At 73.6% G+C, this 11048-nt stretch carries 12 protein-coding genes; 1 reads left to right on the top strand and 11 read right to left on the bottom strand.

The features are described 5' to 3' along the window. Nucleotides 1-34 precede the first annotated feature (34 nt). From ACWGPF_RS03285 to tilS, 11 genes are all read right to left on the bottom strand, one after another. Nucleotides 35-1717, bottom strand: coding sequence for a PH domain-containing protein (locus ACWGPF_RS03285; protein ID WP_452331466.1), 1683 nt, complete (start codon nucleotides 1715-1717; stop codon nucleotides 35-37). Beyond that, nucleotides 1714-2295: a PH domain-containing protein gene (locus tag ACWGPF_RS03290; protein WP_452331569.1), complete on the bottom strand. Its 582-nt coding sequence runs from the start codon at nucleotides 2293-2295 to the stop codon at nucleotides 1714-1716. Before ACWGPF_RS03290 ends, ACWGPF_RS03285 begins: the two co-directional genes overlap by 4 nt. 277 nt (nucleotides 2296-2572) lie before the next feature. Continuing rightward, nucleotides 2573-3058, bottom strand: a complete 486-nt coding sequence (locus tag ACWGPF_RS03295) for a DUF3180 family protein (protein WP_452331467.1) — start codon at nucleotides 3056-3058, stop codon at nucleotides 2573-2575. Beyond that, nucleotides 3055-3525: a 2-amino-4-hydroxy-6-hydroxymethyldihydropteridine diphosphokinase gene (gene folK, locus ACWGPF_RS03300; RefSeq protein ID WP_452331570.1), complete on the bottom strand. Its 471-nt coding sequence runs from the start codon at nucleotides 3523-3525 to the stop codon at nucleotides 3055-3057. The genes ACWGPF_RS03295 and folK overlap by 4 nt, the downstream gene beginning before the upstream one ends. A gap of 71 nt (nucleotides 3526-3596) precedes the next feature. Beyond that, nucleotides 3597-3989, bottom strand: a complete 393-nt coding sequence (folB, locus tag ACWGPF_RS03305) for a dihydroneopterin aldolase (RefSeq protein ID WP_452331468.1) — start codon at nucleotides 3987-3989, stop codon at nucleotides 3597-3599. A gap of 4 nt (nucleotides 3990-3993) precedes the next feature. Further along, a complete protein-coding gene (gene folP, locus ACWGPF_RS03310) occupies nucleotides 3994-4785 on the bottom strand; it encodes a dihydropteroate synthase (protein ID WP_452331469.1) in 792 nt (263 codons plus the stop codon). Further along, complete coding sequence (gene folE, locus ACWGPF_RS03315) at nucleotides 4782-5387, bottom strand: GTP cyclohydrolase I (protein WP_452331470.1); 606 nt, start codon at nucleotides 5385-5387, stop codon at nucleotides 4782-4784. The genes folP and folE overlap by 4 nt, the downstream gene beginning before the upstream one ends. Nucleotides 5388-5391: 4 nt before the next feature. Continuing rightward, entirely contained in the window at nucleotides 5392-7398 is a 2007-nt protein-coding gene (gene ftsH / locus ACWGPF_RS03320; RefSeq protein ID WP_345438493.1) for an ATP-dependent zinc metalloprotease FtsH, read from the bottom strand. 109 nt (nucleotides 7399-7507) lie between these two features. After that, nucleotides 7508-8059 carry a hypoxanthine phosphoribosyltransferase gene (hpt, locus tag ACWGPF_RS03325; protein WP_452331471.1) on the bottom strand — a complete coding sequence of 184 codons (552 nt, stop codon included), beginning with the start codon at nucleotides 8057-8059 and terminating at the stop codon, nucleotides 7508-7510. Nucleotides 8060-8112: 53 nt separating this feature from the next. Continuing rightward, entirely contained in the window at nucleotides 8113-9309 is a 1197-nt protein-coding gene (locus ACWGPF_RS03330) for a hypothetical protein (RefSeq protein ID WP_452331472.1), read from the bottom strand. Then, nucleotides 9306-10340: a tRNA lysidine(34) synthetase TilS gene (tilS, locus tag ACWGPF_RS03335; RefSeq protein ID WP_452331473.1), complete on the bottom strand. Its 1035-nt coding sequence runs from the start codon at nucleotides 10338-10340 to the stop codon at nucleotides 9306-9308. Before tilS ends, ACWGPF_RS03330 begins: the two co-directional genes overlap by 4 nt. Nucleotides 10341-10429: 89 nt before the next feature. Between tilS and ppa the strand changes: the two genes are divergently transcribed. Next, nucleotides 10430-10966, top strand: a complete 537-nt coding sequence (ppa, locus tag ACWGPF_RS03340) for an inorganic diphosphatase (protein WP_345438485.1) — start codon at nucleotides 10430-10432, stop codon at nucleotides 10964-10966. The last annotated feature ends 82 nt before the right edge of the window (nucleotides 10967-11048 follow it).

Genomic DNA, 11048 nt, shown 5'->3' on the forward strand with positions numbered 1-11048 from the left:
CGACCGGGTCGACCGCGCGCGGCCGGCGGCCATGTCAGGCCCGCGCCGCCCAGCGATGCGAGTGATCGCGTGTCGCGGCGTGCACCGACCCGCGGCTGACCCGTTCCAGCAGGGCGACGGCGTCGTCACGCTCGAGCCCGACGATCTGCCCCGAGATCGGCCCGACGACCGTGTGGGCCTGCCCCCAGGCGACGCGCTGCAGCCGGTCGATCGGGCCCTGTGCGATCGACACGCCCTGCAGCCGCGCCAGGGGGAACACGGCGAGCTTGCGCCAGACCCGCCCGCGCCGCAGCAGCAGCCCGAACTCCGTCACGGCGTAGCCGTGCCGCCGCCACGACACCGGACGGCGCCACCAGGCGCGCGCCGGGATCGTCCGGTACGGGTCGTCGGGGCCCGGCCCGAGGATGCCGTGCTCCCAGACGAGCGGGAGGTCCTGGGGCGGCACGTCGGGGAGGATGAGCGCGAGCACCCTCTCCACGTCCTCGCGCTTCCCCACGGGCAGCACGACGTTGAACTGCTGCGCGCTCCCCGACTGCTGCTGCGCGGCGCTCTTCCCCGACATGCGGTTGATCTTGATCGTCCACCAGCCGAACGGACGCCACAGCAGCGACTGCGACACCTCGACGGCGAAGATGCGGCCGGGCGGCAGCGTCTCGGTGACGGTGGTGAGGAGGCCGTAGGTGATGCGCACGCCGTCGGGGGTGGGAGCGATCGAGTAGCGCAGCGACTTCGAGATCTGCGCCCACGTGATGCCGACGGTCGCGATGACGAGCGGCACGCCCATGCCGAGGCCCGCCCCCAGGAGGATGACGAGCCCGTCGCCGTCGTCGTTGCCGAGCGCGACCGGCAGGAGGAACGCCAGGACCACGCCGAGGAGGACCGCGAAGAACCCGAACCACAGCACGCCGCTGATGACCTGCGAGCCGATGAGGCGCCCCGCGGGGATCTTCACGACGCTCTCCGGCACGAGGTCGGCACGGTCGACGCCGTCGATGAGCCCGCTCACGCCCTGGTTGAGGTTGCCGAGGAACTGCTCGCGCGCTCCCGGGGCGCGGCCGGGTGCGGCGGAGCGTCCGGCGCCCGGTGCGGCCCCCGCGCGTGCGGCCTCGCGCGCCGCGCGCGCTCCGGATGCGAGCCGCAGGATGTCGGAGCGCACCGCCTCCGCGCGCGCCGTCGCGAGGTACTCCAGCGGCACGTTCGCGTCGGTCCCCGCCCCCACGACCTCGAGCTTGGCCATCCCGATGAGCCGCGCGGGGAACGGGCGCGTGAGGTTGACGCCCTGCACGCGGTCGAGCGGCGCGCGCCGATGCGAGCGGAAGACGATGCCCTTGCGCACCTCGACGTGCTCGTCGGTGATGCGGAACTGCTGGAACCGCCACACGAGCCAGAACGCGCCGCTCAGCACGGCGACGACGGCGAGCGTCGCGAGCAGCGCCACGACGAGGAGATTGTTCGACAGCACCCAGTCGACGGGGTCGCCGCTCGAGTAGTCCTCGACGCGCGTGCCGCGCGGTGTGAACAGGTCGACGAACCCGTAGATCAGGCGGTCGCGCAGGTTGCCGATCGCGATTCCCGCGACGATGAGGAGCGCGAGCCCGCCCTTGAACAGCGGCGTCAGCGGATGCAGCCGGTGCCAGTCGCCGTCCGCGAGCGACGACGAGCCCCCTCCGGGCAGCACGGCGGGCTCCGGCGCAGCCGGGCGCGACGGGTCGCTCACAGCCCGGTCCGGCGGGTCTCGGCGACCTCGATGAGGGTGTCGCGCAGCGCTTCGGCGGCGTCCTGCGAGAGACCGGGGATCTCGACGCCGGTCGTGGCCGCGGCCGTCACCATCTTCAGCTTGGCGATGCCGAAGGCGCGGTCCATCGGGCCGTGCGTGATGTCGACGAGCTGCATGCGGCCGTACGGCACCGCGACCATCCGCTGCCACAGGATGCCCTTGCGGAACACGAGGTCGTCGGGGCGCAGCATGTACCCGAGCGCGCGAGCCTGGCGCGGCAGCACGATCATCGTGAGCACCGTGACGAGCACGATCGCCCCCGCGACGAGCCACACCCACGGCTCCGACACGACGAGCGCCCAGAACACGCCGGCGGCGACGAGCACGACGGCGACGAAGATCGCGTTCTGCACGAACTGCGAGACCACGTACTTCGGCGAGATCTGGTGCCACGTGCCGTCGAGGGAGAGGCGCCCGGCCCCGCGCGGCTCGCGGATGGCGGGATAGGTGCCCGCGTCGAGCACATCGGGTGCCGCGACGGGGGCGGAGGGCTCTGGCGCCGCGGGAGCGGGCGGCACCCACAGATCCTCGCCGGGAGGCCATGCCGCCGGCGGCAGGATGCCGGCGGGGCGCGCGGGCGGCACGGCCGGAGCCGGCGGCACGGCCGCGGCGGGAGGCGCGGGCGGCACGGCCGGAGCCTGCGGCACGGCCGGTGTCTGCGGCGCCGGCGGCACGGGCGGTACGGGCGGCACGGCGGGTGCCGTCTCCTCCGGTGCCGCGGGGCCGGTCGGCGCCTGCGGGTCGGCCGCTGCGCGACGCGCAGCGGCGCGCGTCAGCGGAGGGGTCGCCGGTTCGTCAGCGGGGTTCGAGTCCGGCTGCGGGGTCGTCGGGCTGTCGCTCATCTGGATCCTTCGGCAGCGTGCAGAAATGCTCTGCGACCAGCGCCGCGACCACGAGAAGCGCCCCCGCGACCGCCGTGGCGATGGTCGTTCCCAACGACCCTAGCGCGGGCGACACCGGACGGCTGGCTCCGTAGAGCAGCAGGCCGACCGCGGCGCCGCCCACGGCGGATCCCACGATGCTCGCCGACTTCGCGAGCACGGCGACGCGCAGCGCGCGGAACGGGTCGACGCGCGGTGCCTCCGCGTCGCGCACGGCCCTGCGGATGGGCCACGCGAGCGCGAGGCACAGGGCGCCGAGGAGGACGAGGAGGACCGGCAGCATGAGGGCGGGCGCGAACGTCGTACGACCGCTCGAGGTGAGCACGTGGTCGAGGAGGAATCCGCCCCCGCCGCCGAGGATAGCCGCCACGACGAGCGCGAGCACGGTCGTCCGCTTCATCGCGCGCCCCGCTCGGCCACGAGCGCGGCGACCGGTCCGTGGCCCGGCAGCACGGCGGCGGGATCGACCTGGAGCCACGGGAGCAGCACGAAGTCGCGCTCCGCGGCACGCGGATGCGGCAGGACGAGCCGCGGGTCGTCGGAGACGACGTCGCCGTAGACGATGAGGTCGAGGTCGAGCGTGCGATCGCCCCAGCGCTCCCGCCGCACCCGGCCGTGACGCTGCTCGATCGCCTGCAGGAAGCCGAGCAGCACGGTCGGCGCGAGACGCGTCTCGACGAGCGCGACGGCGTTGAGGTAGGCGGGGGCGTCGGCATCGGGCCCGTCGAGCTTCACCGCGACGGTCTCGAGCGGCTCCGAGCAGACGACGCTCCCCGTCAGCGGGAGGCGCTCGAGCTCGCGGACCGCGGCGTCGAGCGTCGCCCTCCTGTCGCCGAGGTTGGCCCCGAGGGCGACGACGGCGCGCACGGGCGTCGCCGGCGTGCGCGGAGCGGGAACGGCGGCCGTCGCGCGCGCGGGCGGGTCGGGGCGGCGCGTCGTCACGACGGCTCCGCCCGGCCGGCACCGGCGCGCGTGCGCTGCACCGTCACGGAGACGTCGGCGAACCGGGCGCGGATGGGCGCGTGCGGCTTGTGCACGGTCACCGCGACGACGTGCACGCGGTCGTCGGCGAGCACGACGTCGGCGATGCGGTGCGCGAGCGTCTCGATGAGGTTCACGGGGTCGCCTTCGACGACGGCGACGACCTTCTCGGCGAGCTCGCCGTAGTGCACCGTGTCGGCGACGTCGTCGCTCGCGGCGGCACGGGAGGTGTCGAGGTGGAGCCGGAGGTCGACAGAGAAGTCCTGCCCCTCGGTGCGCTCGAACTCGAAGACGCCGTGACGGCCGAACGCCGTGAGGCCGCGCAGCTCGATCGTGTCGAGAGGGATCATGCTCTCAACCCTGCCACTCCCGTGCGACGGCGAGCGCATCGCGGGTCGACGCCGCATCGTGCACGCGCACACCCCACGCCCCCGCCTGCACCGCGAGCACGCTCGTGACGGCCGTGGCGAGGTCGCGCCGTTCGAGCGCCGCGGCGTCGCCGATCGCCGACGCGAGGAACCGCTTGCGCGACGTGCCGACGAGCACGCGGTGCCCGAGCTCGAGGACGTCGTCGAGGGCGCGCAGGAGCGCCCAGTTCTGCGGGCCGCGCTTGGCGAAGCCGACACCGGGGTCGACGATGATCCGCGCATCGGCGACCCCCGCCGCACGGGCGGCGTCGACGCGGGCCGCCAGCTCTCCCGCGACCTCGCGGCCGATCCGGTCGTACGCGGCGTGCGCATACATGTCGGCGGACGGCCCGCGCCAGTGCCCGAGCGCGACGTCGACGCCGTGCTCCGCGACGACCTCGAGCAGCGCGGGGTCGGCGAGCCCGCCGGCGACGTCGTTCACGATGGCGGCTCCCGCCACGATGGCCGCGCGCGCGGTCTCGGCCCGGTAGGTGTCGACGCTCACGACGGCGCCGTCGGCGGCGAGCGCGCGGATGACGGGCTCGATCCGGCGGATCTCCTCCGCCGCCCCCACGGGCTCGGAACCCGGCCGGGTCGACTCCCCTCCCACATCGAGCACGGTGGCGCCGTCGGCGAGGAGCCGGCGTCCGTGCGCGACCGCGGCGTCATGCGCGAAGTGGCGCCCGCCATCCGAGAACGAGTCGGGCGTGACGTTGACGATGCCCCAGATGGAGGTCACGCCTGCTCCTCGTGCCCGCCGCCGAGGGCGATGAGCGCGATGATCTCGCCCCGGGCGGCGGGCTCGGCGAGCGCGCCGCGCGCCGCGACGGTGACCGTGGAGCTGTCGCTCTGACGGCCTCCGCGCGTCGTCACGCACTGGTGCACGGCGTCGAGCACGACGACGACCCCGAGGGTGTCGAGAGATCCGTCGATGACGTCGGCGATCTGCTCGCCGAGACGCTCCTGCACCTGCGGCCGGGCCGCGAGCACGTCGACGACCTTCGGCAGCGCGCCGAGCCCGACGACCTGCTCGCCCGGCAGGTACGCGATGTGGGCATGGCCGACGAACGGCAGCAGGTGGTGCTCGCACACCGAGCGGAAGCGCACGCCGCGCAGCAGCACGGCGCCCGACGGGAGCGTGTCGGGCGCCGGCCCGCGGCTGACGCTGATGGTGTGCGCGAGCGGCTCGGCGGGGTCCTGGCCGACGCCCGCGAAGAACTCCGCGTACGCATCGGCGACCCGCTGAGGGGTCTGGCGCAGGCCCGCGCGGTCGGGGTCCTCCCCGATCGCGACGAGCAGCTCGCGCGTGAGCTCCGCGACGCGCTCCCGGTCGACGGTCACGCCGTCACGCCGTGGCGGGTCGCGTGTGGCCCGTCGCGGGCCGGGTCGCAGGCTGCGTCGCCGTCGGCTGCTCGGCTGACGCCTGCGCGGCGACCCCGTCGGGCTGCCGCTTGCGCGGCACGTCGATGGGCGGCAGCGCCGAGACGGGGCGGTCGCTCGACGAGAGCCACTGCGGCCGCTCGGGGAGCTTGCGCACGTCCTTGAAGATCTCCTCGATCTGCAGGTGGTCGAGCGTCTCGTGCTCGAGGAGCGCGAGGGCCAGCCGGTCGAGGATGTCGCGGTTGGCGTTCAGCACCTCGTACGCCTCGTTGTGGGCGAGCTCGATCAGCGCGCGCACCTCGTCGTCGACGTTCTCGGCGATGCGCTCGGAGTAGTCGCGGCCGTGGCCCATGTCGCGGCCCATGAAGACCTCGCCGCTCGAGCCGCCGAGCTTGACGGGGCCCACGGCCGTCGTCATGCCGTACTCGGTGACCATCTTGCGCGCGATGCTCGTCGCCTTCTCGATGTCGTTGGACGCCCCCGTCGTGGGGTCGTGGAAGACGATCTCCTCGGCGACACGGCCGCCCATGGCGTATGCGAGCTGGTCCTGCAGCTCGTTGCGGGTCACGGAGTACTTGTCCTCGAGGGGCAGCACCATCGTGTAGCCGAGGGCCTTGCCTCGCGGCAGGATGGTGATCTTCGTGACGGGGTCGGAGTAGTTCATCGCCGCCGCGGCGAGGGCGTGGCCGCCCTCGTGGTAGGCCGTGATGAGCTTCTCCTTGTCCTTCATGACGCGCGTGCGGCGCTGCGGGCCGGCGATGACGCGGTCGATGGCCTCGTCCATGGCGCGGTCGTCGATGAGCTGTGCGTTCGAGCGCGCGGTGAGGAGCGCTGCCTCGTTGAGCACGTTCGCGAGGTCGGCGCCCGTGAAGCCGGGCGTCTTGCGCGCGACGACCTCGAGGTCGACGTTGTCGGCGAGCGGCTTGCCGCGGCTGTGCACCTGGAGGATGCGCAGGCGCCCCTTCAGGTCGGGGGCGTCGACGCCGATCTGGCGGTCGAAGCGCCCGGGACGCAGGAGCGCCGGGTCGAGGATGTCGGGGCGGTTCGTCGCCGCGATGACGATGACGTTCACCTTGGGGTCGAAGCCGTCCATCTCGACGAGCATCTGGTTGAGGGTCTGCTCGCGCTCGTCGTGGCCGCCGCCCATGCCCGCGCCGCGGTGGCGCCCGACGGCGTCGATCTCGTCGATGAAGATGATGGCGGGAGACGACTCCTTCGCCTGGTTGAAGAGGTCGCGCACGCGGCTCGCGCCGACGCCGACGAACATCTCGACGAAGTCGGAGCCCGAGATCGAGTAGAACGGGACGCCCGCTTCGCCGGCCACCGCACGCGCGAGGAGCGTCTTGCCGGTTCCGGGAGGGCCGTACAGCAGCACGCCCTTCGGGATGCGCGCGCCCACCGCCTGGAAGCGGGCGGGGTCCTTCAGGAACTCCTTGATCTCGTGGAGCTCCTCGATGGCCTCGTCGGCGCCCGCGACGTCGGCGAACGTGACGTCGGGGTGCTCCTTGCTCATGAGCTTGGCGCGCGACTTGCCGAACTGCATGACGCCGCGGCCTCCGCCCTGCGCGCTCGACATGAGGAACCAGAAGAGCAGGCCGAGGAGGAGGATCGGGATGGCGAGCGACAGCAGGCTGTCCCAGATGGTCGCGCGCGGAACGGCGTCGTCGTAGCCGTCCTCCGGGGCGGCCTCGCTGACGGCGCTGACGACCTCGTCGGCGCGGGCCTCGACGTAGTAGAACTGCACGTCCGTCGCGCCCTCGTAGGCGTCGGACAGCGTCATGTCGACCCGCTGGTCGCCATCCGTGATGAGCACCTCGGTGACGGTGTCGCCGTTCAGCAGCTCGAGGCCCTCCTGGGTCGAGATCTGCTTGGGCGCGCCCAGGTTGGAGATGAGCGAGAACCCGACGATCAGCAGCACGCCGACCAGAAGGATGTAGATCAGCGGGTTGCGGGTGAGCTTCTTGACGTCCATGCCTGGGGTGACTTCCTCCCGTCGGCGCGACCAGCGCGCAGTCGTCTCAGGCTACCCCTCGACGTCTATGGGCCATCTGTGATTCGCCCACGGCGTACGTGTGGGGAGGTCAGCTGTACACGTGGGGGGCGAGCACGGCGACGTCGCGGAGGTTGCGGTAGTGCTCGGCGTAGTCGAGGCCGTAGCCGACGACGAACTCGTTGGGGATGTCGAAGCCGAGGTAGCGGCAGTCGATCTCGACCTTGGCGGCCTCGGGCTTGCGCAGCAGGGCGAGCACCTCGATCGACTCGGCTCCGCGCGAGGCGAAGTTGCTGAGCAGCCAGCTCAGCGTGAGGCCGGAGTCGATGATGTCCTCGACGATGAGCACGTGGTAGCCCTGGAGGTCGGTGTCGAGGTCCTTGCGGATCTGCACCACGCCGCTCGACTTGGTGCTCGAGCCGTAGCTCGACACGGCCATCCAGTCCATCACGACCTCGCGCGTGAGGCAGCGCATGAAGTCGGCCATGACCATGACGGCGCCCTTGAGCACGCCCACGAGCAGCAGCTTCTTGCCGGCGTAGTCGGCCTCCACCTGCACGGCGAGCTCGCGGAGCTTCGCCTGGATCTCCTCCTCTGTGACGAGGACGCGGTCGAGGTCACCGGAGATGTCGGCAGCACGCATGTGCGCCATCCTACGGTCCGCCCCTGGCGGGCCGCCGCACGCGGTGAGCGGGATCAGCCGACGTCGCCCAGGGCGGCGAGGATGGCTGCCCTGCGTGCCCGGCTGTCGACGGCGCCCGCGATGCCCGCGGCGAGTGCGGCGACGACGACGCCGACGCCCGGCGCGAGCAGCACGGACAGACCGGCGAGCGCGCCGACGTCGTCCTCCGACGCCGAGTCGTTGACGAGCGCGGTCCACGGCGCGATGCCGAGGAGGACGAGGAGCGCGCCCACGGTGGCGAGCCCGTACGCGAGCCGGGTGAGCCATCCCGGTGCCGTGAGCTGGGTGAGGACGTCGTCGGAGCGTTCCAGCGTGCCCGCGCGGGCGTCGCGCACGATGCGGCGCTCGGCGCGCGCCGTGCGCAGCAGGAACGGGACGGTGGAGGCGAGGAGCAGTGCGACGGGGATGAGGATGAGCAGGCCGCCGAGACCGACGAGCAGGTCGACGACGCCCTCCATCGGCCCTCCGCCGTAGTCGATCTGATCGCAGCCGCGGCAGGGCTGGCGGAGGATGACACCCGCGAAGAACGCGTAGACCCCCAGCTGCAGGGCGAACCCGGCGACGACGCGCCATCCGATCGCCTTCGTCGCGGCACCCGCCCGGCGCGTCGCGGCGCGCGCGGCGCCGCCCCGACGGCGGGGCCCTGGACCGGGCCCGCGCACCCGCTCGACCCGGGCCGTCCAGCGGCGCGCGAGACCGCCGTGGGCGAAGAAGAGGCCGACGGCGCCCAGCGTGATCGCCGCGCCGGCGCCGAGGGCGACCCCGTCGAAGTCGAAGCCCGAGACGAGGTCGACGAGCATGACGACGGGGCCGAGGACGACCGCGAACCAGGCGAGCACGAGGAGCCCGCCATAGGGCTCCTCACGCAGCGCGCGGTCCTCGCCGCGGGGCAGGCGGGGCGCGTCGGGGCCCGATCCGCGGCGCTCCGCGGCCCGCAGGCGCATCCGGCGCTCGAGGATGCCGCGCGGAAGCTCGACGAGGAGCGCCGCGCCGACGGCGAGCAGCACGCCGCCCATGAGCGAACGCGAGAGCACGTCGAGGACCGACGGCATGCCGATCGCCTCCTCGCCGACGATGCCCGCGACGAGCACGACGACGAAGGCGATGCCGGCGGCCGCGAAGGCGCCGATCGTCACGGCGCCGAGGCCCGCGACGACGGCGAGAGCCGGCCCGACCGGCAGTGGCTCGACGCGGCGCGGCTCGGGGCTCATGCGGGGTCGTCCTCGGCGGGGGCGTCCGCTGAGGGCGTGTCGCCTGCGCGCGCGACGAGCGAGACGAGGCCCGCCGTGCGCGCCGCGGTGAAGCCCGGCAGGTCGAGGGGCCCCTGCCCGCGCCAGTCGGAGACGAGACGCGCGACCTCGAGCGTCTGCCGTCGCGTGAGGGCGACGCCGAACTCGCTCTGCGCGACGTGCCGGATGATGCGGTGCCGGAGAGCGGGAGGGTTCGCCGCGAGCGCCGGGACGGAGATCGCGATGCCCGCCTCGACGTGCTCGACGATGTCCTCGATGACCTCGTCGATCATGTCGGCGAACGCCTCGTTGTCCTCGCGCAGCTGCTCGGCGGTCCGCGCGAGCGCCTCCGCCACTCCCGGGCCGAGCTCGCGCTCGAGGACGGGCAGGATGGCGCGCCGCACGCGCACGCGCGAGAAGCGGTCGTCGACGTTGTGCGGGTCGTCCCACGCGTCGAAGCCGGAGGCGGCGCAGAACGCGCGGGTGTCGTCGCGGCGGAGGCCGAGGAGCGGGCGGAGCCACGCGAGCCCGCGCTCGTCGAGGCGGCGGGGGGCCATCCCCGCGAGGCTGCCGGCCCCCGCGCCGCGTGCCAGGCCGAGGAGCACGGTCTCGGCCTGGTCGTCCAGGGTGTGGCCGAGGAGCACGCCGACCGCCCCCGTGTCGAGGGCCGCGGCGCGCAGCGCCGTACGGCGCGCGTCGCGCGCCGCGGCCTCCGGTCCGCCCTCCGAGCCGACGTCGACGCGGACGACGCGGGCCTCGGCCACCCCGAGGGCGCGCGCCTGCTCGGCCGCGCGCGCCGCGACATCCGCCGACCCGGCCTGCAGGCCGTGGTCGACCGTGACGCTCACGGCGCGGATGCCCAGCCGGGGCGCCTCGAAGGCCGCGGCGGCCGCGAGGGCGAGCGAGTCGGCACCGCCGGACAGCGCGACGATCACGGTCGCGTCCGCACCCTCGAAGGGCGCGAGCGCCGAGCGGACGGCGAGGCGGACGGCGGCGATGGCGGGAGCGAGCACGCCTCCACGGTAGCCGCGCCGACGGCGCCGACCGCGACCCGGCTACGCTGGACGTCGTCCACACCCCTTCTCTGAGGAGCGATATCGCCATGGGCGCGTACGACGCAGTCATCGAGATCCCGCGCGGCAGCCGCGTGAAGTACGAGGTCGACCACGGCACGGGCCGCGTGTTCCTCGACCGCGTGCTCTACACGACGTTCGGCTACCCCACCGACTACGGGTTCTTCGACAACTCCCTCGGCGAGGACGGCGACCCGCTCGACGTGCTCGTCGTCATGGACTTCCCCGTGTTCCCCGGCGTCGGCGTGAAGGTGCGCCCGGTCGGCGTGCTGAAGATGAGCGACGAGGCCGGAGGCGACGACAAGGTCGTCGCCGTCATCGCCAAGGACCCGCGCTGGGACCACATCCAGGACGTCGACGACCTGCCGGAGTACACGCGCAAGGAGATCGCGCACTTCTTCGAGCACTACAAGGACCTCGAGCCCAACAAGTGGGTCAAGGTCGACGAGTGGGCGGACGCCGCGGAGGCCGAGCGTCTCATCGCCGAGGCGTACGTGCGCTTCGAGGAGCACGAGGCGCAGACGCGCACGCAGGGTGAGGGCGAGCTGCCCGACACCCGCTCCTGACATCCGTCCGGATACGCGAAGGGCGCCGGGCCGTGGGGCGGGGGCCCGAGCGGTTAGGGGGGGGGGGTCGTGGTTGGCGCCC

This window comes from Microbacterium sp. NPDC055683 (assembly GCF_053617895.1).